The 23,917-nt window shown below is 71.9% G+C and carries 14 protein-coding genes and 1 pseudogene; 10 read left to right on the plus strand and 5 right to left on the minus strand.

Annotated elements, in window-relative coordinates:
- Both ABZE72_RS06935 and ftsH read left to right on the plus strand, forming a co-directional pair.
- A pseudogene (locus ABZE72_RS06935) lies at positions 1 to 1,571 on the plus strand (hypothetical protein); the annotation flags it as partial.
- A complete protein-coding gene (gene ftsH, locus ABZE72_RS06940) occupies positions 1,568 to 3,514 on the plus strand; it encodes an ATP-dependent zinc metalloprotease FtsH (RefSeq protein WP_372728280.1) in 1,947 nt (648 codons plus the stop codon). The pseudogene ABZE72_RS06935 and the gene ftsH, both read left to right, overlap by 4 nt.
- A gap of 12 nt (positions 3,515 to 3,526) precedes the next feature.
- On the opposite strand, the gene ABZE72_RS06945 is transcribed toward ftsH, so the two are convergent.
- The 4 genes from ABZE72_RS06945 to ABZE72_RS06960 form a co-directional block, all read right to left on the minus strand.
- On the minus strand, positions 3,527 to 4,222 hold the full coding sequence (locus ABZE72_RS06945) for a hypothetical protein (RefSeq protein WP_372728281.1): 696 nt from the start codon (positions 4,220 to 4,222) through the stop codon (positions 3,527 to 3,529).
- 200 nt (positions 4,223 to 4,422) lie between these two features.
- Positions 4,423 to 10,284, minus strand: a complete 5,862-nt coding sequence (locus tag ABZE72_RS06950) for a carboxypeptidase regulatory-like domain-containing protein (RefSeq protein ID WP_372728282.1) — start codon at positions 10,282 to 10,284, stop codon at positions 4,423 to 4,425.
- Entirely contained in the window at positions 10,277 to 12,889 is a 2,613-nt protein-coding gene (locus ABZE72_RS06955; RefSeq protein ID WP_372728283.1) for a carboxypeptidase regulatory-like domain-containing protein, read from the minus strand. The genes ABZE72_RS06950 and ABZE72_RS06955 overlap by 8 nt, the downstream gene beginning before the upstream one ends.
- Entirely contained in the window at positions 12,889 to 15,237 is a 2,349-nt protein-coding gene (locus ABZE72_RS06960) for a carboxypeptidase regulatory-like domain-containing protein (RefSeq protein WP_372728284.1), read from the minus strand. Before ABZE72_RS06960 ends, ABZE72_RS06955 begins: the two co-directional genes overlap by 1 nt.
- Positions 15,238 to 15,586: 349 nt before the next feature.
- Here ABZE72_RS06960 and ABZE72_RS06965 point away from each other — a divergent pair, with 349 nt between their 5' ends.
- From ABZE72_RS06965 to ABZE72_RS06975, 3 genes are read left to right on the plus strand one after another with little or no spacing between them, the layout of a single operon-like run.
- Entirely contained in the window at positions 15,587 to 16,159 is a 573-nt protein-coding gene (locus ABZE72_RS06965) for a DUF4255 domain-containing protein (protein WP_372728285.1), read from the plus strand.
- Positions 16,152 to 16,628, plus strand: coding sequence for a septum formation family protein (locus ABZE72_RS06970; protein ID WP_372728286.1), 477 nt, complete (start codon positions 16,152 to 16,154; stop codon positions 16,626 to 16,628). Before ABZE72_RS06965 ends, ABZE72_RS06970 begins: the two co-directional genes overlap by 8 nt.
- 22 nt (positions 16,629 to 16,650) lie before the next feature.
- Positions 16,651 to 17,040, plus strand: coding sequence for a DUF4280 domain-containing protein (locus ABZE72_RS06975; protein WP_372728287.1), 390 nt, complete (start codon positions 16,651 to 16,653; stop codon positions 17,038 to 17,040).
- 159 nt (positions 17,041 to 17,199) lie between these two features.
- On the opposite strand, the gene ABZE72_RS06980 is transcribed toward ABZE72_RS06975, so the two are convergent.
- Positions 17,200 to 18,210, minus strand: coding sequence for a helix-turn-helix domain-containing protein (locus ABZE72_RS06980; RefSeq protein WP_372728288.1), 1,011 nt, complete (start codon positions 18,208 to 18,210; stop codon positions 17,200 to 17,202).
- 162 nt (positions 18,211 to 18,372) lie between these two features.
- Between ABZE72_RS06980 and ABZE72_RS06985 the strand changes: the two genes are divergently transcribed.
- Genes ABZE72_RS06985 through ABZE72_RS07005 form a run of 5 tightly spaced genes read left to right on the plus strand, consistent with a single transcriptional unit; the run spans position 18,373 to position 21,599 of the window.
- On the plus strand, positions 18,373 to 19,947 hold the full coding sequence (locus ABZE72_RS06985) for a phage tail sheath family protein (protein WP_372728289.1): 1,575 nt from the start codon (positions 18,373 to 18,375) through the stop codon (positions 19,945 to 19,947).
- A 43-nt stretch (positions 19,948 to 19,990) separates the two neighbouring features.
- Positions 19,991 to 20,467: a phage tail protein gene (locus ABZE72_RS06990; RefSeq protein ID WP_372728290.1), complete on the plus strand. Its 477-nt coding sequence runs from the start codon at positions 19,991 to 19,993 to the stop codon at positions 20,465 to 20,467.
- A complete protein-coding gene (locus tag ABZE72_RS06995) occupies positions 20,464 to 20,946 on the plus strand; it encodes a hypothetical protein (protein WP_372728291.1) in 483 nt (160 codons plus the stop codon). The genes ABZE72_RS06990 and ABZE72_RS06995 overlap by 4 nt, the downstream gene beginning before the upstream one ends.
- A gap of 13 nt (positions 20,947 to 20,959) precedes the next feature.
- A complete protein-coding gene (locus ABZE72_RS07000; RefSeq protein WP_372728293.1) occupies positions 20,960 to 21,133 on the plus strand; it encodes a DUF6760 family protein in 174 nt (57 codons plus the stop codon).
- Positions 21,123 to 21,599, plus strand: a complete 477-nt coding sequence (locus ABZE72_RS07005; protein WP_372728292.1) for a phage tail protein — start codon at positions 21,123 to 21,125, stop codon at positions 21,597 to 21,599. The genes ABZE72_RS07000 and ABZE72_RS07005 overlap by 11 nt, the downstream gene beginning before the upstream one ends.
- Positions 21,600 to 23,917: the final 2,318 nt, after the last annotated feature.

Below are 23,917 nucleotides of genomic sequence, written 5' to 3' on the forward strand. Positions count from 1 at the left end.
AGGTGGAGATGGGTCCGTTCGCCACCCCCTCCCCGCCGCAGCCGGCCCCGGCAGTCCTCTCCGGGCCGGGGGCCGTGGCCCTCGAGCCCGGTCGGAACAGCGACATCACCTTCTCGCTGAACCTGCCGCGCCGACCCACCCCGCTCGACACCTACTTCCTCCTGGACACGTCCAACAGCTTCGAGCCTGACCTCCAGCAACTGGCCGACGGTCTCGCAGACGTGGTGCGCGGTCTCAGTGCGGACGGCATCGACGCCTGGTTCGGGGTCGGCGAGCTCGGCACCCGAGATGCTCGGCGGTACCGACGTTTCGCGGACCTCGCACCGCCGGGCATCGAGTTGCAGCGCGGCTTCGAGCGCCTGCGGACCGGCGGCAGTGTCGAGTCGCACCTCATCGCCCTGCACCAGACCGCCACCGGGTCCGGTGTGGTCGGGCTCAGCGGGCCCGCGGTCGCCCCCGGCCAGGCGCCCACCTGGCGGGAGCATTCGCTGCGCACCGTTCTGGTGGTCACCGATGTCGAGTACGGCGACGAGAGCGACCCGGAAGCGCCTGGTCGTGGGGCGGTCTACGACGCTCTCCTGGCCCAGGGCATCCAGGTGATCGCGCTGGAGGTCGTCCGAGAGGGGGGTGACGACGGGGTCCCCGGTGGGTACGCGGCCGTGGAGGCCGCGGATGCTGCCTCGACCACGGCGCCCACCCCGGCTCGCCGCGATCTCGAGGAGCTTGCCGCCGCCACCGGCTCGTTCGCGCCGGCCGGGGGTGTCGACTGCCGCGGCAACGGGACGGTCGAGATCGCGGAGGGCGACCCGATGGTGTGCACCACCACGGAGCTCCATCTGGCCGACACCTCGACCCTCGTCGGTGTGCTCGGCCGGGTGCTCAGCGCTCAGGTCGACCGGCAGCCCGTGCGTCTGCGTCTGCGCGGCGACGTCGCCGTCTCCGCGGCAGCCCCCGCTCGGTGGACCCACCCGGCAGTGGACGTGAAGCGGGGGGACCAGGCGCTGGACTTCACCGGGTCCCTGCGCTGCGCCGAGGACCAGTCGGGTGAGCTGCTTCCCCTCCGTGTCGACGCCTTGGTCGGCGCCCGGACGGTGGCCTCCACGACCGTCCAGGTCAGCTGCGGGTCGATCGCCCCGGAGGACCTCTCGGGCAGCCGCCCGCCCACCGAACCGGGCATCACGGGGCAGCCCGCGGTCCCCGTGCCGGCCACCGGGCCAGCCCCGCAGGCAGCGGGCCTGATTCCGGTGCCGCCGCCGCCCGGCCTCGCACCCATCGGCGGGACCGCTCCCGCGGTCGGCTCCGCCCCGGCCCCGGCCCCGGGTACGGCGCCCGCTCCCGGCGCCGCGACGTCGCCGGCCGGCCTCGCGGCGACCGCTGCGGAGCGGGCGCAGGACGGAGAGCCGGCCCTCGCCCACGCCGCCCTGCAGATGACGGCCGTTCGCCGGCCGTCGACGACGGACCCGAGCTGGACCCTGTGGGGCGCGGCGATCCTCACCGGTGCAGCCGCCGGCGCCCGACTGCATCGCCACCGACAACCGAAGACCCGAACGATGAGGAACCCTCCACGATGATCGACACCCTCGAGAAGCAGGCCGCGTCCTCGGTCGACGCCCAGGCCCAGGAGCGGCTCGTGCTCCGCCCGCGCCAACCCGGCTGGACGCTCCGCGGCCTGGAGGCCGCACGGCTCGGACTGGCGTCGCTGTCGCCGCGGGCGTGGCTGCTCGGTGCCCTGGTCGCGCTGTTCGCGCTGTTCCTGGGGAGCCTGCTCCACCTCGGGGCCGACACCGAGGGCCGGGAGCTCAGCCTCGACCAGCTGGCCGAGCTCGCCCGGGCGGGCGACGTCGAGCGCGCCACCTTCCTGGACCAGGATGCTCGGATCGCCGGACGGCTCGCGCCCGGCGACGAGACGTTCTGGGTGGCCTACCCCGCGAGCGACTCCGCCACGGGCGTGCTGCTGCACCAGCTCACCGAGGCAGGCGCCGAGGTGTCCGTCGACGGCCAGCCCGACAAGGCCGCCGTCCGGGTGATCGCCACCGGTCTGCTGCCGCTGATGATCCTCGCCGCCCTGTTCGGACTCTTCTTCGTCGGCGGAGCGGGCAGCCGGGGCAGCGACATCAAGAGCTTCGGCACGCTGGGCAAACGGAACCGGGGACGCGCCACCCCGCCCGAGGTGAAGTTCGACGACGTTGCCGGCGCCGACGAGGCCGTCGCGGAGCTCAGGGAGGTCGTGGAGTACCTGCACGACCCCGCCAAGTACGCCCGGCTCGGCGCCAGCCCCCCCAAGGGCGTGCTGCTGTTCGGACCGCCGGGAACGGGCAAGACGCTGATCGCTCGTGCGACCGCGGGGGAGGCCGGCGTCCCGTTCTTCTCGGTTGCCGGTGCCGAGTTCGTCGAGTCCTTGGTCGGCGTCGGGGCGGCCCGCATCCGTGACCTCTTCGCCGCCGTACGCGAGGTCGCGCCCGCCATCGTGTTCATCGACGAGCTCGACGCGGCCGGACGCCGCCGGGGTGGCGCCGACAGCGGCGGATCCGAGGAGCGTGAGCAGACCCTGAACCAGCTCTTGGTGGAGTTGGACGGGTTCGCCGCTTCCTCGGGAGTGGTGGTGATGGGGGCGACCAACCGTCCCGACATCCTCGACCCGGCGCTGCTGCGCCCGGGGCGGTTCGATCGCCACGTCACGGTCGACGAACCCGACATCTCCGGTCGGCACCGGATCCTGGAGCTGCACAGCCGCAACAAGCCGCTCGCAGCCGAGGTCGACCTGCTCCAGATCGCCCGCCGTACCCCCGGCTTCACCGGCGCGGATCTCGCCAACGTCGTCAACGAGGCGGCCCTGCTGGCGATCCGTGAGGGACGGGCGAACGTGGCGATGGGGGAGTTCGTGGAGGCGATCGAGCGCGTCCTGGGCGGACCGCGGCGGCGAGGGCGCATCCTCAGTGAGGACATGCGTCGGCGCATCGCGACGCACGAGGCGGGGCACGCGATCGTCGCCACCGTGGTCGGTGAGGACGTACATCGGGTCTCGGTGGTCGCGCGTGGCTCGGGTCTCGGAGCCGTGGCGCTGGGAGGCGCCGAGGACGCGGCGCTGATGACCTCGGACCAGCTGTTCTCGCGGCTGGTGGCGACGGTGTCCGGACCCTGCGCCGAGGAGCTCGCCTTCGGCACCCCGTCGACCGGCAGCGAAGGCGACCTCCACCGGGCGACGACGCTCGCGCGCGACATGGTCGTCCGGTACGGGATGAGCGACGAGGTGGGCCGGGTGCGCCTCGTGGGCTCCGCCAGCGACACCTACCTGGGCGGCGAGGCCTCGACGGGCGAGCTGTCCGACGAGCTCCGTCGACGAGTCGAGACGGCGACCTCGCGCCTGATCCAGGAGGCCTTCGACCGGGCCACCGCCGTCCTCGAGGCCCACCGGAGGCTCCTGGAGGAGATGGTGTCCTGCTTGATCGTCGAGGAGGCGCTTGAGGGTGTCGCCCTCGAGCGCTATCTCGGTCGCCTCAGCCCCGGTCGGTGAACCGGGGGTCGATCAGTGTCCGTGCCCGTCCTCAGGCGCGGTCTCGCCCGCGTGCTCGGCCGGGTCGTGGTTCTCGGGTTGGTCGTGGTTCTCGACCTCCGTCGAGTCGCCGTGCGTCGGAACGCCGTCGTCCTGCGCCGGGCTCTCCTGCTGATGACCATGCGTCCCGCCATCCCCCATGGTGTGGGCCACAGCGTCGAGGCTCAGGTGGGCCGCCCCTGCGGTCAGAGCGACGACCAGGCCGATCGGGCCGAAGATGCGTCGCCAGGAGGTGTGGGCGTCGCGCAGGACGAATCCGATGAACGACACGAGCAGCCCCAGCGGGACCAGGACGGCGCCACGGATCGGGAAGTCCTCGAAGTGCTGCAGTCCGCCGCTGAGCATGCCGATCCCGAACGAGAGCACCAGGGACGCACCCACCACGCGGAGCGCGCGACTCAGGGGCGGTCGGTGGGCGACCAGCAGGAACTCGTTGACCACCGTGGCCAACACGAACACGGCCGCCCCGATCAGCGCGATCACGGTGTAACGCGTGGGGTCCAGCGGGTGGTGCACGACCGCCCCGCTGATCAGGCCGGCGCCGACGAAGTACAGGACGTAGCCGATGTAGCGGCCGGAGAGCGGTGGGATGACTGCGTCCACCGTTTGAGAGGCGGCGTCCGGACCTCGGGTGGGTGCGGGCGCGGGCTGCTGGGCGAGCACGGTCACGGGGGTGCCTTTCGAGGCGTGGGTCGAGGCGGGGGCATGCGACTGCCGGGGGCCCCTGGGGGCCACCCGGCAGTGACGTCGCGAGGGAGAACTCTACGACCTCAGCCCAAGGGAGATCGCATCTCTGGACTCGGGTCGCGTACCGGTGACCGAGGCTTCGGCACCCGGCGAGCCGGAACGCGGTCGATGTGACGAGCGGGTCAGGGCGTCAGGGTGGCCGTGTCGTCGAGCTGGTCGATCGTCACCGGGTTGTCGTTCGCCGCGGCCGGTGGCAGCGCGGCCGCGATCACCCAGTTGCCCGAGGGCAGGTCGAAGGTGAAGGCGCCGTCGGTCGTGGTGAGCGTGCCGGCGTACGCCGGGGGCAGGTCCGCGGTCTGCCCCGGACCGGCCGTGACGGTGAGCTGCGCCTCGGTGCCGGCCGATGCCCCGGTGACCGAGGCGACCAGGCGACCGGTCGCCTCGGTGAGTGCCGGTCCGGCGCTCTGGTCAGCTCCCGCGGTCATGGTGCCGTTCACCGTCTTCGGTGCCCAGAACGGTGTCCAGCCGGGGCCGGTCGGAGTCGCCCGGACCGCGTAGCCGCCGGGCGCGAGCCACACCTCGACGGGCGTTCCGATCGGCGTGCCGTCCGCCGTGTGCGTGGGGGTACCGCCCGGGTTCACCACCACGTCCGCCGTCGTCGGCGCTGGGCGTCCCGCGCCGGGCTGGGCCGTGGCGGTGGTGGTGATCGTCAGCCTGCCCTCGGCCACGGCGAAGGAGCCGCTGGTCGGGTCGTTGTTGTCCGCTCCGGTCACGGTGAAGGAGTGAGGTGAGGAACAGGTGAGCTGCGGCACCGTCGCCGGCGGTGTCAGGGCCGTGGTGCCGTAGTGGTTCGCCGGCAGCGCGAGGGTGGCCCGGTAGCACCCGAACCGCACCGCGTTGAAGGTGAAGGTCTCCGAACCGTTCGGGTTGGTCACCTGGGAGGCGGGGGTCTGGTCGGCGTTGCCGTCGCCGGACCGTGCGACGAGCGAGACGACCGACCCGTCGAGCGCGTCGCTGGTGGTCGCGGGGTTGTCCACGGTGACCGTGACCGTGCGCCGGCGGCTGGTGAGGGTCTCGTTGACCGGGCCGACCGGGGACAGCCGGTGGTCGAATGTGAAGGGCCCGACGGTCCTGGTCTCGTGACCGTAGGCACGGATCGTGACGCGGTAGTCCCCGTCCGGAACCGTGCGCAGCTCGAACCGACCGTTGGTGTCGGTCAGGACACGCATCGGGGATCCGTTGGTCCCACTGTCGCCGGTGGTCGAGCAGGGGGCAGGGCCCGAGGTCGCGCACAGGGTGACGGCGGCGCCCTGGATCGGCGCCGAGGGGATGCCGTCGCTGGTGATCGTGCCCTGGGCGGTGTTGGCGCCCCGCCCGATCCGCATCGTGAAGGTCTGGGACGGGTTGCCCTCGACGATCGTCACCTGGACGGTCGAGGTGATCAGCCCCGGCCCACTGGCCTGCAGGGTGTAGCCGCCCGGTACGACGTTGTCGAAGCGGTAGCTGCCGCCGCCGGGGGCCGGGTCGACGTCGGCGATGCTGGTGCCACCCTGGATCAGGGCCAGGTTCGCGCCCGAGACGTTCTGGTCGTTGGCGTCCTTCAGGGTCACCGTGAAGGTGGCCAGCACGACGTACGGCCTCAGGTGCGCGGTGACGTCGGTCGGGGGATCGACGTCCGGAATCGTGACGATCGTGTCGGTCGGTGCGTAGCCGGCCGGGTGCGTGGAGACCTTCCAGCGACCCGGCAGCAGCCCCTCGACGGCCGTGCTGCCGCTGATCGAGTAATCGCCGTCGACCTCCGTGGTGCCGGTGAACGTCTGGTCGGTCACGTAGGTGTCACAGGCGGCGTTGCCGCAGCGGCGCACGGTCACGGTGGCGCCACCCAGATCCCGGGTGGGGGAGGTGGCCGGGCTTTTGGCCAGGATGCCCTTGACCGTGCCCGTGATCGCGGCGCGCGGAGTCAGGGTGGCGGTGCAGGTCGTCAACGCCCCTGCGGTGATCGGCAGCGTGACCGAGCCGGCGCTGCAGTCGACCGGGGCGTGGGTGGCGCCGGTGGTCGCGAAGATGTGTCCGGCGGCCTTGATCCGCACCGAGTAGTCGGTGGCGCCGGGCACCAGGCCGTTGAACGTCACGCTGTTGTCGGCCTCGCCGGCGCGCTTCGTCTGGACCTCGTTGCCGCCCTTGCGCAGGACGAACTCGGCGTGGTCGACGTCGCCCCCGGGATTCACGGTGCTGATCGTCAGGTCGCCCAGCTGACTCACGACGAGTGCCGGCGGCGAGCACGGTACGCCGATGGCACAGGTGAAGGTGCCGACGCCCGGGCTGTACCCGGGGACGAAGGCGGTGACGGTGTAGGTGCCCGGCCGGATCTGGTTGCTGGTCGGGTAGCGACTGTCGTTCCACGTCAGGTTGGTGTTCGACGATGTGCCGCTGGTCGAGATGCTGATGGTCTCGGTGCCCCCCGACAGCGAGGTGACCTGGAAGGTGGCGGCGCTCCAGTCCACGGCGAGGGTTGGGTTCGTCTCGATCGTGCCGGTGAAGCCGACCGGCCGGGGCTCGAGGGGGAAGGAGTTGACCGCGGAGGTGCTGACCTCGTGATCGGCCAGTACCCGGGTCACGTAGCCGCTGGCTTCGAGACGGACCGTCCGGAGGTTGTTCGACAACAGCTCCATCGTCGTGCGGGCGGGATCGATCACACCGGTGCAGTCGTCGATGTCCGGGGCCGCGACCTTGGAGTCCAGCGCGAAGCAGCCGTTCGCGTCGGTGGTCACCTCGCGCGTGCCGTAGGCGGGCGCGTTGCCGATGTAGTCGGTGGTCCCGGTGATGTTCACCCTGGCGCCGGAGACGTCCTGCAGGGCTCCGTCGAAGTTGCTGGTGACCCGACCGACCACCCACGCGATGGGATCGGTCAACGGCAGGGTCAGGTCCAGGGTCTGGTTGAGGCTCACGGAGAGGGGGCTGGAGGTGCCGGTCAGTGCCGGGTTGGTCGTGTCCTGGCCGGTGATCACGTACGTCGTGGACGGCCTGAGCGAAGTGATCAGCAGCCGACCGTTCACGTCGGTCTCGGTGCTGCGGTCGTCGGGCGGATCGCCCGTCACGTTCACGGTCGCCTCGACCGCGGGGACCAGGTACCCGCTGGTGTCGGGGGTCAGGGCGAGCAGGTTGATCCGACCGAGGCGGTTGAGGACCGCGCTCCGGTTCGTGGTCTCGCCGAGGCCGAGCACGACCTGGGTCGGGGACGGGTCGACGTACTCCTGGCTGGCGGAGTCGACGTAGACGGACCAGGTGCCGTGTTCGGGCACCTCGATCACGAAGTTCCCGAGGCCCGGGTCGGCCACGAAGCCGCAGATCCGGCTGGGCGGGGTGAGGGGGTCGTACGGCGGCGCCGGGGGAGTCGGTGCGCAGACGTCGTCGCTCTCCGGCGTGCCGCAGGCCGGCAGTGGTGGATCGGGTGTGGCGGTGAGAGGGCCGCGGACCGCCCAGACACAGGTGTCGGCACCGGGGACTCCGGCCCCGCTGAAGATGGTTCCCTGGATCTTGGGGGCGGGGTACAGCTCGGCGGTGGGTGCGGTGACGGTGTCGCCCTCGGGTGTCTCCACCTTGACCGTGGCCGCCTCGTAGTGGGGGGCCGTGACGCGCACCGTGTGCAGCCCGGGCCTGAGCCCGTCGTCCTCGTCCTCGGGCACCAGGTACGTCTCGTCCGGAGCGAAGGTGGTCGTGTACTCCTTCAGGACATCCTTCGACGGGTCGTTGGGCTCGTCCTCGTCGGGGACGGTGTCGGTGACCTGGGCCGTGAGGCACTCGACCCCCGTCGGACACCTGACCTCCAGTCCCGTGGCGGCGTCGATGACGCTGCCCCGGATCCGGGCCGTGTCCGGGGGGAGTCCACCGTCGACCACGGAGAGCTTGACGTCGACGTCCTCCGGGTTCCGCTTGCCGGCCTTCACCTCGACGGTGAGGAAGCTGGTGCCGTACTCGAAGAGGCGCGTGGCCAGGCTGTACGTCCCCGGCGCCACCCCGGTGAAGTTGTACCGGCCGTTGTTCGTGCTGGTGGTCTTGTAGGTGTCCGTTTCGTTGCTGAGGACCATGCCCGCGCCACTGCGGGGCTGGCGACCCCCGGGTGGGGTGGTCGACGTGTCGCGGCTGAAGACGAGACCTGCGAGAACGCCGGTGGAAGGGGCCAGCTGCGCGTCGCGTTGCTGGGACGACGCGCCCGGCCGGAACCGGACCTTCAGGGTCTGCGCGAGGTAGCCGTCTCCGCTGATCGTCACGGTGTACGTGCCCGGCACCGGCAGGCCGGGCACGTTGTAGTGGCCGAGGAACTTCCTGCCCTTCTGACTCACCGTGGTGCTGGAGCGGTTCACGTCGGCGCCGTCGGTGACCGTGATCCGGATGCCGCCGAGGCCTTTCGTGGAGCCCGAGGGGAGCGCTCGGGACACAGTCCCCTCCAGCGAGGCGACCCCGGGCTTCAGCCGCAGGTCGACGGTCCGTACGGCGCCGGCCGGGAGCCTGACCCGTGCCGACTCCTGGCTGAGACCGCTCGCGTGTGCGCTGACCACGTAGTCACCGGGCGTCGCGAGCCCCTCGACCTGCCACGTGCCGACCCGGCCGCCGGAGTTGCTGCTCGTGGTGATGGTGTTCGTACCGTCGGTGATCGTGATCTCGGCCCCACCGACGGCACCGCCGTCGGCCCGGGTGATCCTGCCGGAGAGCCTGCCGTCCCCCGGCTCCAGGTCCACCTCGAGCGGCTCCTGGGCGGCCTCGTTCGTCGAGTCGAGCACGAAGCGCTGGGTCTGGTACCCGAGCTTGCTGAAGGTCAGGAGGTAGTAGCCGGGCGCGCTCACCCGCGGGAACGACCAGGTGCCGTCGCTGGTGGTGCTGGCGGAGCGCTCCGCCGCGCTGCTGGTCGCGCTGGGCAGCAGGAATGCCTGCATCGGGCTCTTGCCCGCGCCGAACGTCGCGGCGGCGAGCCCGATCGGCGTTCCCCCCTGGGCCTCCTCGTCCACGAGCGAGGTGGGGCGGAGCGTGACGGTGACGCCCTCGGGCTCCTCGGAGGTGATCGTGCCGCTGAGCTGGACCGCGCTCGCCTTCTTCCGGGTCACCACGCTCTGCGTGCCGCCGTCGCCCCCGTCCGCGCCGTCGCCGCCGTCGCCGCCGGCTCCGCCCTCGGCGCCGCCGCCGCTGCCCCCCGAGCCGCCGTCGGACCCCGGGCCCGCGTCGCCCTGGCCGCTGATCGTCGTACCTCGGGGGTCGCCGGGACGGAACTGGTCGGCCAGGCGGGGAATGAAGACCATGGCGAGCGTGATCCACAACGCCATCACCGAGACCAGGGCGAGCGCCTTCAGGCCCCAGGGCCCGATGATCGTGCGCTGGGTGACGGCCCCCTCGACGTGCCGGACGGACTCGGTGCCGCTGGCAGTCAGCGTGTAGGTGTGCCGGTTGCGCATGCCGAACATCCGCGGGCGCCGGACCTGGGCACGACCCTTGACCCGGATTTCACCCCCGGCCGGGACGTCGACGTGGGTGCGACGCAGTCGGATCGACACGTTGCGGGAGCTGTGCGAGGCCAGCGTGACGCGCGCCGGCTGGTGGCCGCTGTTGCGCAGCACCACGCTCACCGACGTGCTGGCCACGACCGTGGCCTCGGTGGGGGAGAGCTCCATCGAGACCAGGGCCCGCGGGTTGACGACCAGGGTCGTCTCCGCGAGACCGGCCTGGCCGCCCACCTGTGTGCCGGTCTCGGGTTCGAGCGCCTGCGCCGTGATGGCCAGCGGGTAGTGCGCCGGGTAGGTCCCGACCGCAGGTGTGAGCGTCAGGGTGACGGTGGTCTGGCCCCCGGGCGGCAGCACCTCGGTCCGCACCGGCTCGGGCAACCAGCTCGGATCAGCCCCCAGGGCGGCGACCGAGAGCACCCGAGGGTGCTCGGCGGTGTTGGTCACCAGCACCTCGACCTGGGCGGGGCTACCGGCGGCGGTGCGCAGCGAGGCCGGGACCTCCACCCTCGGAGGCGGCTCGGGCACGGGCTGCCAGCGGGGGTCAGTCATCGACGGTCACCGTGAGGGCCGTGCGCTGCTCGCTGGTGCGCAATCGGAAGGTGCGGGACCCGGCGGGTGCGCTGCCGCGGGTACGGCGCGCCTGTGCGACGTACACCTCCGGCGCGTCGACCGGGCCGAAGTCGAACGCTCCCTCCGCATCGGTCACCACCCTCCGGTAGACCTCCGTGGGGTACTCCGACGAGCGGTACAGCTCGACCACCCAGCCGCTGCCCACAGCGACGCCGTCGGCGGTCCGCACCACACCGGCCACCTGGGCCGAGGGCTTCAGGGTGGGGCTGTAGGTCTCGGTCACTCCCGCGGTGAGCTGGACGATCTTCGTGGCGGGCGTGACACCGCTGAAGCTGACACTGACGGTGTAGGTCCCGGGTGGCAGGTTCTCGATCCGGTACTCGCCGACCCGGTCGCTGGGCAGGGACGCGGTGGTCATCGCGTACGACGACGTCCCGGAGGTGAGGCTGACCGTGAACTCCCCGACCGGCTCCGCGGCCTCGCCCTCCCCGGGGCGCTGGGCGACCACCCCTGCGAGCACGGCCGTCGAGCTCTGCATCCGGATCGCGATCGATGAGGGGAGGACCGAGCCCCCGACCGAGTCCGGGGTGATCTGGCCGCGGTTGTCGAGGTTCACCGCGATGGTCTGGGGCGCGAGGTCGCTGCGGGTGACGGTGACGGTGTAGCTGCCCGGAATGCTGAGCCCTCCGACCTTCCAGTCCCCGATCCGCTGCCCCTCGGCGCCGGCGCTGTGGCTGGCGGTCTGGATGGTCTGTTCGCCGTCGGTCACGGTGACCAGGACACCGGCCAGGCCCTGGCTCGGGGTGGTCCCGAGCAGGGACACGGTGCCGGTGAGTGAACCGCTGGACCTGCCCAGGGTCATCGCCACCCCCGACAGGCGCTGCCCCTCCGCCAGGGTCAGGGTCAGGGTCTGGGAGGCGAAGTTCTCCTTGCTGGCCACCACCGTGAACGACCCGGGGGTGGGCAGTCCGCGCAGGGCGAACGTGCCCTTCTCACCCTCGGACAGGGACATCGTGGTGACCGTGGTCTGTCCCGCGGTGGCCGTGATGGTCACGCCGTCGAGCGCGCCACCGCCGACGCTGGTGACCCTGCCCGAGATCAGCCCGTCACCCTCGCGCAGGGTGATCCGGACGTTGTCACGCTCCTCGCCGGCGCCCACGTCGATGCGTTGGGCCGAGGTGGCGTAGCCGCGCTTGGTGACCACGAGCTCGTAGACGCTCGGGGAGGGTACGTCGAGGAGTTCGAAAGTGCCGTCCGAGCCGACCGGGACCGACATCACGGTCGCTCCGCCCGCGGTCGCGGACCCGGGGTCGCCGCGTGGGCCCCCGCCGATCGGTGTCGTGAGGGTCAGCGTGGCGGCCGAGACGTCGTCGCCGAGCACGGTGCCGGAGATGGAGGCGGGCACGCCGCCGAGGGCGACGTCCAGCCCGGCCGAGCGGCTCTCGGGCTCCAGCGTCAGGGTCTCGGCATCGTCGGGCGCGAGCGCCTGGGGATACCAGATCTCCACGAACCCGGCGCCCTGGAAGCGGAGCTTGTAGTCCCCGGCGGGGAGGTCGTCGGCCTGCCACGTCCCGTCGTCGCCGGTCGCGGTCGTGGTGATCGGGGTTTCGGTGTCGGCGGCGTCGTAGACGCCCACCGTCACTGCCGCCACCGGCGACCCCGAGGTCAGCAGCGTGACCGTTCCGGAGGCAGCCGACGTGGTGCTGCCGCTCCCGGATGCCGAGGAGTCACGGGCCGCGGCGATCTCCAGGGCCAGGTTCCGGTCCGCGGCCGACTGCCCGACGATCCGGGAGAAGGCCAGCGTGATCACGATCGCGAAGACCGTGATCGCCGCCAGCAGGCCGAAGAGCGACAGCGACCCGCGCGAGACCATCGGTTTCTGCACGAAGGTGGCGATGCCGAGCGGGGTGCCCTCCTCCTCGGGCGGCGGGGGAGGGAGCCGGTCGGATCGACCGAGTCGGAGCCGGCGGGAGTCGCTCTCGTCCGGGTCCTCGGCCGGCGGGTCGGCGAGGCGCAGGTCCAGCATCCGTACGGCGGGGGAGCCGGCGAAGGGTTGCTTCGCCGTGGCCCGCAGGTCGACGACCGCGTGCTCGCCGGGCGCGAGGGTGATCAGCTCGGGGTCGAACCGGAACTCGACCTTCTGTTCGTCGTCCACCCCGAAGAGCTGGCCGGACAGCGTGCTGTTGCCGGCGTTCTCGACGAGCAGGCTGTAGCGCGCCGTACGACCCGCGGTGACCATGGCGGGGTCGACGCGGACCTCGACCGCCTCGGAGTGCGGGACGAACAGGACGATCTCGTCGACCGTGCTGTGCTCCGGCGGCGTCAGTTCGCGCACCTGGATCGCGACCCGTCGTTCCCCGGCGGTCAGGCCCTGCGGGACGGTGATCGTGGCGGCCAGGGTGCGGCTCTCGTCGGGGAAGAGGGAGACGTCTCCCGCCTCCAGCCTCACCCAGCTGGGGTCGGCGCCGAGCACGCGCACGGCGTAGCCGCCGATCACGGTCCCGGTGTTGCTGATCGTGATCGACACGTCCTGCGGGAGACCCGGGGTGACGTCGAGGCGACGCGGGGTGACATCGACGCGCATCAGTCGCCTCCCGCCGGGAACCGGATGGTCGCTGCCTCGGTCGTGCCACCGATGCCGACCTCGATCAGCTGGGTGACCTGGGGGTGCCCGTCCGTGCTCACCGTGACGCTGTAGGTGCCGGGTTCGAGGCCCGGGAAGACGTAGCCGCCCGTGGGTAGCGCCCCTCCTGCACCGCTGGAGGTGGTGGTGATGACATCCGTGCCGTTCGTCGCCGTCACCACGGCGCCGACGAAGGCCTCGCCCCCCGACCGCACCTGTCCCGTGATCCGCCCCAACCGACCGACCAGCACGGCCTTCACCTGCTCGCTTGCCGTCCGGGTGGTCAGCGAGACCGGCACGGTGGTCGGGGCGTAGCCGGGCAGGGTGAACGTCAGGGTGTAGTCGCCGGGGACGCTCAGGCCGCTCAGAGTGAACGCGCCGGCGTCCTTCCCCTCGGTCAGCGTGACGGTGGAGGGGGCGCCGGCCAGCGCCGAGACGCCACCGCCGACCAGGGCTCCGCCGACCGTGACCTGGGCGCCGCCGACGGGGTCGCCCTCGGCGTCGGACAGGGTGCCGCTGACGGTGCCGGTGCCGGCCCGCAGCACCACCTCCGGAAGGGCGGTGCTCGTCCCCGCATCGAGGTCGACGATCTCGGTCCGCGAGCCGTGCCCCGGCTTGCTGAAGGTCAGCACGTAGGTGCCCGGGGTCGGCAGGTTGCCCAGGGTGAAGGCGCCGACCGCGCCCACGGTGGGCGTGATCACGGCGACCTCCTCGCCGTCCACAGTGGTGGAGACCGTCACGTTGCCCAGGGGGCTCTTGCCGTCGGTCACCCTGCCGGTGACCTGGCCCTCGCCCGAGCCCAGCACGACACTGGGCTGGAGTCGCTCCTTGCCGCCACCCACGGTGGTGATCACGGTGGTGGCCCGGTAGCCCTCGGCGGTGAAGCTCAGCTCGTAGGTGGCGGGTGCCTTCAGGTTGCGCAGCGTGTACCTGCCGGCCGCGTCGGTCGTGGTCTGCGCCGCGATGCCGCCGAGAGCGGTCGGACCCAGCACCCGGGCCACGACCCGGGTGGTGAACGGGGCGAGTGCCGAACCCGGGTCGACGGTGCCCGCAATGCTCCCGGGCAGTCCGGTGACCACGACGTCCTTGCCGTCGGCCTCTTCCTGCGCAGCCACCGCGACCGGTTCGCCACCGGCCCGACCGGGGGAGTCGGGATACCAGAGGTCCTTGAAACCGGGCGCACTGAACTTCAGCCGGTACTCGGTCGGGAAGAGGCCGGCCAGGACGTAGGTACCGTCGCGCTGGGTGGCCGCCGAGCTGACCGAGATCCAGCCGCCCGTGCGTGCCTTGCGCTGCGCCTCGACCAGGATCCGTCCGACCGGCTCGTCGTTGCTGGTGGCGATCACCGTCCCGGAGATCGCACCGCCCACGCCGGCGGGCAGCAGGCCGCTCTTGCTCATCGCCCCGGGTGGCGCCTCGCCGCCGGCCCCGCCGGCCCCGCCGCCCTCGGTCGCGCCGTCCGCTCCGGGATCGGCGCCGTCGGTGGACGAGGCGCTCACGGGGAAGAACGAGACCGCCGGGGTCTTGGTCATCGCGTCCTGGGCGAAGACCTGACGCAGCCCCAGCAGGAAGACCAACGCCCAGAGGGCGACGATCGCCGCCAGGATCAGCACGGTCAGCAGGCCGCGGCTGATCAGCGGACGCTGGCGCAGCCGGACCACGGCCTGGTCGACGAGCTCCGGCTCCTGCTCGGTCTCGTCCATGGCCGGGATGCTGTGTGCACGGCGGGCTGTGAGGTCGACGCCGACCGTCCGGTCGATCTCGCTGCCGGTGAACATCCGGGGCCCGCGGACCGTGAGGATGCCCGCTCCCCGGCCACCGGGCGGCAGCTCCATCGACGCCGGCGTGAACCGGGTCGAGGTGCGCCGGTCCTCCTTGGTGGTGGCCAGCTCGACGTCGAGGGCGACGTTCCCGGTGTTCTCCACGAGCAGCTCGAAACGCGCCGACCGCCGGGCCCGCTGGACCTGCGGTGTGCGGGTCAACCGGACGCCGGGCCGTGCGGAGACCGAGAGGTCGATGTCGACGTGCTGGGAGGGTTCGCCGCTGCCGTGCGAGATGACCTCGATCGTCAGCGGGTGCATGCCGGCCGGTTGGGAGGTCGGCACCTCGATCGAGAGCGTCAGCTGCCCCTGGCCGTCGGGGAAGAGGGGCAGGAGCTCGGGCGTCACCGTCACCCGGGCGTCCGGCAGGCCGATCACCCGTGCGGTCACACCATCGATCAGGTCACCGGTGTTCACCACGTCGACGGGGACCTCGAGGGTGGCCCCGGGCTCGGCGGTGAGCAGGCGTTGGTCGGTGGCTACGCGCACGGCGGGGACCCCGAGATCGACATGGTGGGGGCAGGCGGGGGACCGTCGTCGTGCGATCCGATGGCCGGGACGCGGTACACCTGATCCTCCTGCCGAGTGGTGAGGATGCCTCGTTTCGGATCCTAGGGATGGACTAGACGGACCGTGTGCGAACGCGGAAAACACTGCCGGGCGCGGAGCGCTCGCTGTCCGGGTCCGGAGATGGTGAGTGCGGACGTGAATCCCGAAACCGACTCTGACCTGCGCAAACGATGCGCCGAGTGTCGAGGCGCGAGGGTTCGGTGCCGGTGGAAGTTTCTGGGTACGAGATTCGCTGAAAGTCAATGAGATCCGTGCCACAGTGGGCAACGTGTTCATCAGCAACGTCGACTCGGGTCTCGAACGCCTGCTGCGAGCGCGCCTCCCGCTCCCCGAGGAGGTCGGCGACGTCGCCTTCGACGTCCCCACCTCGGGTTGGTCCGCGCAGCTCTCCCGGATCACCGTGAACCTCTTCCTGTACGACGTCCAGCGCAGCGCGCAGCCGTCCCGATCGGCCACGCTGCGCCCGGAGGAGAACGGCGGAAGCCTGGTCCGCAGGCGGCCCCAGCCGATGGTCCAGCTCGGCTACCTGGTGAGCGCCTGGGCCGGCAACCCGCGCGACGAACACCAGTTGCTCGGGCACCTGGTGAGCATCCTGGCCGGCACCGAAGCGCTCCCCGAGGAGTACGTCGTCGGCGACCTCTCCTCGACCGTCCGGCTGTCCCTGGGTGACGAGAAGACGCAGGCCCGCGACATCTGGGGAGTGGTCGGCGGCACCCTCAAGGCGGCCGTCGTCCTGCAGGTCACCGTGGCTGCGGACACCTTTGACTGGGAGGAGCAGGCGCCGGCTGTCACCCGGATCGAGGCGCTGGCCAACCGCTGGGAGGAGCCGGTCGATGCCTAGGCGTCTGCACGCGCACCTGGCGCGCGCCGCGGGCGGCGCGCTCGTGGTCGGCTCGCTGACCGCGTGCAGTCTCGTCGGAGGTGACGACCAGGGTGGGGAGGACCTCGACGTGATGGAGGTCGAGCCGGGTCAGTGCTTCGCGGCCCCGGGGGAGATCAAGGCGCAGATCAGCGACCTCACGCTGCTCGACTGCGAGGTCGAGCATGCCCAGGAGGCCTACGCTGTCGTGCGATACCCGGATCCGCCCGACTCGTTCCCCGGGGACGAGGCGTTGACGAAGTTCGCCGAGGGCGCCTGCGCCCAGGAGTTCCGCGAGTACGTCGGCGTCGACTACCTCGACTCCAAGCTCTTCTTCACCTACCTGGTGCCCTCGCCGCGCAGCTGGCAGGACGACGACCGGGAGACGATCTGCCTGGTCACGAACGCAGGGGAGCCCCTCACAGGGTCCGTGCAGGGGTCGAAGCGATGACGCGCGGATCGGGTGGTGGCTGATGGGCCTCAACGTGGCGACCGGTGCGATGGCGATGTGCAGCTTCGGCGCCGCGCCGTCCTCGCTGGCCTTCCTGCCGACGCCACGGGTGATGGTGGAGGGCAAGCCGGCCGGCACGATCATGGACTTCGTGCCGATGGTGAACGTGCCGCCGTTCGGCATGTGCATGAGTCTCGCGAACCCGACCGTGGCCGGGGCGACCGCAGCAGCGCTCGGGGTGCTGACCCCGATGCCGTGCGTGCCCGTCCTGCCGGCCCCGTGGAAACCGGGCGCTCCCAAGACCCTGATCGGCGGCAAGCCCGCGCTGGTCTCCGGATCGACCTGCCAGTGTGCCTGGGGCGGCGTGGTCACGATCACCTACCCCGGCGCCGTCTCGACCATGTCGAGCTGAGGGAAGGAGCCGCCCCACCGAGATCTGACTTCACAGTTCACCCGACTGCTGTCTGGAAAATACTTTGACGGTTGTCCGGGTACGTCTGTGCCTGTGTTCACCGGCGTCCGACGTGGGTCAGCGCCGTGTCGGCGAACTGGGGGGCGGCGACGTGTGGGGTCAGTGACGGGGCGCCGCCGCACCCCCGTGCGTCCAGGCGAAGGGGCGCGACCGCGGCCCCCAGCCCAGGACGGTCTCGCGCACCCGGGCCGTGCTCTCGGCCGCCGGCCCGCGCGCGGCACGCTGCCGGGAAGGCGGCTCGGCCAGGTGCAGCCACGCCTCCACCAGGTGCAGCCATGCCTCGGGGCCGTCCGTGCAGTGCACCTGCAACCACGGGTGCCTGGTCAGCCAGTCGGACAGGCCCGGTGCGGTCAGGGTGTCCGGGTCGGAGACGACCAGGTGCACGGTGCTGTCGGTCGGCGCCTCGAGGTGACGGGCGTCGAGACGTTGCAGCATCGAGAGCACCGTGGCCTCGCGTCGTCGCGGGCGTGCCGCCCCCGCTGCGCCGGCCACCTGCAGGGCGACGTGCAACGAGCCGGGGCCCAGGTGGGTGGAGGCGGCCATCGGGTGGCTGTGACTGCCGCGATGGTCGCCGGCCGCCTCCCGAGCGGTCAACACGAGCGCATTGTGGGGCGGTGCCACGCACAGGGCGATCACGTCCGTGACGGCGGCGACCAGCTCGGGCCGGGTCGCGAACCGGTAGGCGTCACCGCTCCACGGGCGGACGCCGTACTCCTGCCAGGCGCGGGTGACGGCCGCGTGGCCGATCCCGAGCTCCTGGCCCAGCAGGCGTGAGGACCACTGGGGCACGCCGAGTCGTCGGGGCGGGCGACGCCAGGTCGCGCGCATGATCGCCGACGCCGGCAGGCTGCGGGGGCGGCCCTCGCGGGCCCGGTCGTCCAGCCCGTCCAGGCCGCTCTCGGCGTAGCGGTCGCGCCAGGCGATCACCGTGGGACGTGAGACGCCGACCTTGTCGGCGATGGCGGTGTTGGTCAGGCCCTGCGAGGCGAGCAGCACGATCCTGGCCCGCTGGGCGAGGCCGGCCCGGAGCGTCGAGCTGCGCGTCATCGTGAGCAGGTGGTCGCGATCGCCCTCGCGCAGCGGCAGGGGATCGGCGGGACGGTTGGCCACGGTGCCTCTCCGGGTCGACGGGAACTGTCAACCTACTAAAGATACAAAGAGGTAGTCACATCGGACTACTTTTCACCTCCGTTGTTGACGTCCGCGAACTGGGGAGAGGAATGTCGCGAGCATCATTCGTCACCGTCGAACGATCGGGAAGCGGGAACACAGATGCCTACCTACACAGCACCGGGCGTGTACGTCGAAGAGGTCGCGTCGTCGCAGAAGGTGCTGTCGGCAGCACCCACGGCAGTGGCGGCCTTCGTCGGCTTCACCCAGAGCGCCCCCACGAACGACCCGAACGATCCGCAGGGCCTGGCGCCGCGCCTGGTGACCAGCTGGACCCAGTTCGAGAGCCTCTACGGAGGCTTCGCCAAGGGCTGCATGCTCCCCCTGTCGGTCTACGGCTACTTCGCCAACGGCGGCAGCATCGCCTACATCTGCCGGGTGCCGAACACCGAGCCCGCGGGTGAGCCGGCCAGGATCGCGCTCCCCGCCGCCGACCGCAGCCTCGGGCTGCCGGTGCAGGTCGAGAGCCTCGAGGCGGACGCCAACCTGTCGCTGGAGATCAGCTCCGACGACAGCGGTGGCGGTGACGCGGAGGGCCCGAGCACCTTCACGATGACGATCCTCGAGAACGGCGAACCGGTCGAGAAGTTCGAGAACCTCGACTTCGGCTCCGGCAAGTCGAACGTCGCCACGGCCGTCAACGGCACCTCCACCAAGATCAAGGTGGACCTGCTGATCGACGAGAAGGCCGACCTCGAGTCCCAGCTGGAGCTGGTCAAGCCGGGCCTCTACCCGTTGGAGAAGGCGGCCCCGGTCCCGGTCACGGTCAACGGGCGCAAGTTCGCCGGCTCCGAGTCGGCGCGTGCCGGGATCAACGGGCTCGCCGTCGCCGAGGACGTGACGATGGTGATCGTCCCGGACCTCGTCACCGCGGCGACCAAGGAGGACGGGACCCTCGACCTCGGTCTCTGGAAGGCCGTGCAGACCTCGCTGATCTCGCACTGCGAGCAGAACGGCAACCGGATGGCGGTCCTCGACGCACCTCCCGGGATGGACCCGCAGCAGATCAAGGAGTGGCGCAGCGAGGTCGCGATGTACGACTCGGCGTACGCCGCGCTCTACTACCCCTGGATCAAGGTCGAGAACCCGATCGGGGTCAACGGCGACAGCGAGATGCTGATCCCGCCGTCGGGGCACATCGCCGGCGTCTGGGCCCGTACCGACGACACCCGCGGGGTGTGGAAGGCGCCCGCCAACGACACCATGCGCGGCGTCCTCGACATCGAGCGCAGCGTCACCCAGAACGAGCAGTCCCTGCTCAACCCGATCGGGATCAACTGCATCCGCCCGTTCGGCACCCGGGGCATCCGGATCTGGGGCGCCCGCACCCTGGCCTCGGACACCGACTGGAACTACATCAACGTCCGCCGGCTCTTCAACATGGTCGAGACGACCATCCACAGCGGCACCCAGTGGGCGGTCTTCGAGCCCAACGACATGGCGCTGTGGGAGGGCATCAAGCGGACCGTGAGCGGGTTCCTGCGGGGCCTGTGGTCCGCCGGAGCTCTCGCCGGGGCGACCGCGGACGCGGCGTTCTACGTCAAGTGCGACGAGGAGACGAACCCGCCGGAGTCCGTCGACGCCGGGATGCTCGTGGTGGAGGTCGGCATCGCGCCGGTCAAGCCCGCCGAGTTCGTGGTGTTCCGGATCAGCCAGAAGAAGCAGGTCGCCGCCTGAGTGGCGGTGACCTCGACCAGAGCCCTAGAGAGCGGAGCACCCGATGCCCAACGCGTTGATCAACACCGACCCGATCGTCGCCCAGAACTTCTACCTGGAGATCTCCGGCGAGAACATCATCCTGTCCGGAGTCTCCGGACTCGACGTCGAGCACGACGTCGTGACCACCCAGCAGGTCGGCAAGGACGGGAAGGCGCAGGCCGTGAAGACCCGCGGCAACGCCCTGAAGGCCGCCGACATCTCGATCACCCGGATGGCGCCGATGGACGCCATGGCGGACCCGATCTGGAAGTGGTTCACGCAGATCCGGGACACCGGCCACTCGGGCATGGCCCGGGCCGCGTCCCGCAAGGACGGCTCCGTCGTGCTGTACGACGGCGCCTTCAAGGAGGTGGGCCGGTTCAACTTCTTCAACGGCTGGCCCAGCAAGATCTCCACGGATGCGGTCAGCACCGACTCCAACGAGGCGCTCAAGGAGACGATCACCCTGGTCATCGAGCGACTCGAACGGGTCAAGTGAGCAGCCTCCGGACGTCGTACGACTTCACGCTCCCCCGGGGCTACGTGGATGGTCAGGGGCGTCTGCACCGAACGGGGACGATGCGGCTCGCGACGGCCCGTGACGAGCTGGAACCCTTGCGGGACCCGCTCGTCACCGGCCCGGACGACCCGCGGCTGACGATCCTCGTGCTCACCCGGGTGATCGAGAAGCTCGGCGACCTGGAGCTGATCACCAGCCACGAGATCGAGGGGCTCTTCGCGGTGGACCTCGCGTTCCTGCAGGACTTCTACGGGGTCATCAACTTCGGTGACCAGGAGGAGTTCGACGCCTTGGTGAGCGCCCAGCGGTCCACCCGGCTGCTCGGGGTCGAGGACGAGCGCCCGACCTCCGCCCCGAGCGACCCGGCCACAGCCGACGAGGGGGAGGCGGAGGAGGGCGACGACGCCCGCCCGTCCCTGCGTCGAGCGGTCGAGGAGCTTCCCCGGCGGGCCCAGTAGGTGATGCACGGTGATGCGCTATCCGACCGACGCGCTGTGGCAGGAGATCGCCTACCTCGCCTACCACCTGCACTGGCCGCTCGACGACCTGCTGGACCTCGAGCACATGGACCGGGTCCGGATGGTGCGCTCCGTGGTCTCGCTGAACGACCGCGCCTGGCAGTCGGTGCGTGACTATGCCCAGTAACTCGGAGGAGAACCTCGGTGGCGACCTTCCGATCGCCAACCGCTTCCTGTTCGAGCTCGACGGTGTCGAGATCGGCATCTTCCGCGAGGTGCAGGGGCTGTCGGTCACGGTGGCGGTCGAGGAGTTCGCCGAGGGGGGTCAGAACAGCTACGCGCACCGGGTCCCGGGCCGGATGAGCTGGCCCCACCTGGTCTTCCGGCGGGGGATGACCCAGAGCAACGCCCTCTTCGACTGGCTCTCCAAGTCCTCGGGCGAGGGCTTCGCCGGCAACTCGAACGCGCTCACCAAGTCGACCGGGGCGGTCACCGCGATCGACTCGGTCGGCACGCGGCTGCGGTCCTGGGAGTTCATCGACGTCTTCCCGGTCCGCTGGAAGGGACCCGAGTTCGCGGTGGAGAGCACCGATCCGCTGGAGGAGGAGCTCGAGGTCGCCCACCACGGCTTCCGGGCGAAGACCCAGTCATGAGCCCCGACACGAGTACCGACGCGCGTACCGACGCGGGTACGCCGGAGCGTGCCGCCGACCCCTGGCTCGGGCGCGAGGCCGCCCGCCGGCTGCGGCTGCCCGGCCCGCCGATCGGACGACCGCTGCCATCGCGGATCGGCAGCCTGGCGTCCTCCGTCGCACGGTTCGCCGCCGCGACCTCCCGGCCGGTCGACATCCGTCGTTCGCTGTCCGGGCCCGATCCCGCCCACGCGGGGTCCTACGTACGGCCGCCGAGGTGGTGGGTTCCCAATGCCTCAGCCCCACCGGAGCCTGGTCGGGTCGCCCCCGCACCCCCAGCCGCTCCGGCCCACCTCGGCGCCTCTGCTTCCGCCCCCACGAGCGGAGCGGAGCCCGCCGCCCGCCCCGCCGGGAGCGGGAGCGGTGCCCGTCCGGGGAGTGCTCCCGAGTCCGTGCGGACCCAAGGCCCGTTGTGGTTGTCCCGGGCTCGGCCGGTCCGGGTGGACCGGCTGCTCGACCGGGGGCTGCCGCAGGCGGCCCGCAGCGTGCCGAACGAGGAGACCTGGTCGCCGGGCGGGATCCTCGGAGGCCTGCAGGCGCAGGTGGTCCGGGTCAAGCGGCACGAGGAGGTGGCCGCGGCCGGGCCCATGCTCACCGAGAGCGACCGCGCCCGGTTGACGGCACGGCGTACCCAGACGGCCGCGGGGCAGTCGGTACGACGCAGCACCCCCAGCGCCAGCGCTCCCCGGGCTCCCAACGCCGGCAGCACCGGCCGCGCCGGCAGGGTCGTCGACGCTCCCACACCTGGTGCAGCGGTCGAAGCCGCCGGAAGGAAGGGATCGGTCCCGGGGCATGCCGCCCCGGGCCTCGCCAGCCCGGGCAGAGGTCGGCCGCCGCCGGGCCCGAGCGACGTACGGGCCGAGGGCGGCTCGTCCCGAGAGTCCGACGCCGTCCCGGGGGCGGCGGACCTCACGCATGTCGGGGGGAGGTCGGTGGCAGATCCCGCCTCGGCTGAGGTGCCGGCCGCTTCTCCGGCTCCGCGCCGGGCGCCCGCCCCGTGGCAGTTGCGTGCGGCCACGCCGCGCTTCGACAGCGCCGTACGCCGTTCGCTCGCGTCCGCGTCGCCGGGTGCGCTACGGACGATCCCGGGGGGCACGCTGCCGGCGTCCCCCGGCCTGCGCACGGGGGTGGCTGACCCGGTCGACCTGCCGGCGGCCGGCGGGCGGATGACCGGTGCGGCGACCCCGTCGCCTCCGGGCGGCACCGGTGGGCTTCCCGGTGTGGCGTCGACCCTCGCGGCCGCGGCGGTTCGCCGGGAGAGTTGGTCGCGCTCCAGCACCCTGCTCCGCCAGCGCGCTGCCCAGTCATCGGCCCCGGTCCAGACGGAGGGGTCGGATCCAGCGGCCGCCGACGTTCCGGGCGCGGAGACCCCGAACGTCGTACCCGGCAAGCCTGCGGCTCCCGGCCGGCTCGCCGGGCCGTCGGCAGCCTCGCCTGCGGAGGTGGCAACCACAACTGGCAGGTCAGCGGGATTGTCGTTGAGCATCGGGCGGCGGCTCCGGTCGCTGTGGGGTTCGGGGAGCACAGTCCGCCCCGCGACCGACATACGTCGTGCGCCACTCCCACCTGTTCCGGCCGCGCCGCCTCGGACCTCGGCATCTCCAGGCGGGTCCCCCCGGGACACACCGATTCCCGCTGCGCCGCCTCGGGCCCTGTCCGCCCCGACCTCGGCCTCGGCCTCGGCGTCGGCGTCGGCCTCGACCTCGATCACGTCCGCCCCTGGTTCACCCGCGGGCCCGTCCGCTTCGCCGAGTCCGGGCTCCTCGTCGCCGGCAGCCGCCCGGCTGCGGGACGTCAGCGACCCGGCGTCGCCGGGCTCGTCCGGAGGGCCCTCCTCGCCGGCGGCCGCCTCGCTGCCGCGCGCCACTCGTTCCGGGGACCGGATCCTGCCCGGAGCCGTGCCGACCGGAGCCGTGCCGACCGGAGCCGTCCCTGCGAGTACGCCGTCCGTCACCGCAACGCCCCGGGCCGCCGGCCGCCGGGCGCCCGCCCCGGCGCCGGGGGCGGCCGTGGCGATGACCGAGCTGTTGAGCCTGCGCCGCTCGGCCACCCATGGAGTCAGGAGCGGTGGCGCCCTCGCGACGGGCTTCAGCCCCGGGGTGACCATTCGACCGGTCGGGTCCCCGGCGACCCCGGCGGTCGTCGAACCCCGCGTCATCGGCGCCGCTCGGCCCGTCCGGTCGCCCGTCCGGTCGCCCGTCCGGTCGCCCGTCTCGTCGCCCACCACGGCGTCCGGTCACGGACCCGGCCTGCGGCGTGAACCGGTGCCAGCGAACAGC

The sequence above is a fragment of the Nocardioides sp. genome (assembly GCF_041600255.1).
Taxonomy (GTDB): domain Bacteria; phylum Actinomycetota; class Actinomycetes; order Propionibacteriales; family Nocardioidaceae; genus Nocardioides.

Bases quoted from the DNA above. Each gene is read 5' to 3' on its own strand.
- ftsH (WP_372728280.1), top strand. From the start codon at position 1,568: ATGATCGACACCCTCGAGAAGCAGGCCGCGTCCTCGGTCGACGCCCAG.
- ABZE72_RS06950 (WP_372728282.1), bottom strand. From the start codon at position 10,284: ATGACTGACCCCCGCTGGCAGCCCGTGCCCGAGCCGCCTCCGAGGGTG.
- ABZE72_RS06955 (WP_372728283.1), bottom strand. From the start codon at position 12,889: ATGCGCGTCGATGTCACCCCGCGTCGCCTCGACGTCACCCCGGGTCTC.
- ABZE72_RS06970 (WP_372728286.1), top strand. From the start codon at position 16,152: ATGCCTAGGCGTCTGCACGCGCACCTGGCGCGCGCCGCGGGCGGCGCG.
- ABZE72_RS06975 (WP_372728287.1), top strand. From the start codon at position 16,651: ATGGGCCTCAACGTGGCGACCGGTGCGATGGCGATGTGCAGCTTCGGC.
- ABZE72_RS06985 (WP_372728289.1), top strand. From the start codon at position 18,373: ATGCCTACCTACACAGCACCGGGCGTGTACGTCGAAGAGGTCGCGTCG.
- ABZE72_RS06990 (WP_372728290.1), top strand. From the start codon at position 19,991: ATGCCCAACGCGTTGATCAACACCGACCCGATCGTCGCCCAGAACTTC.
- ABZE72_RS07000 (WP_372728293.1), top strand. From the start codon at position 20,960: ATGCGCTATCCGACCGACGCGCTGTGGCAGGAGATCGCCTACCTCGCC.
- ABZE72_RS07005 (WP_372728292.1), top strand. From the start codon at position 21,123: ATGCCCAGTAACTCGGAGGAGAACCTCGGTGGCGACCTTCCGATCGCC.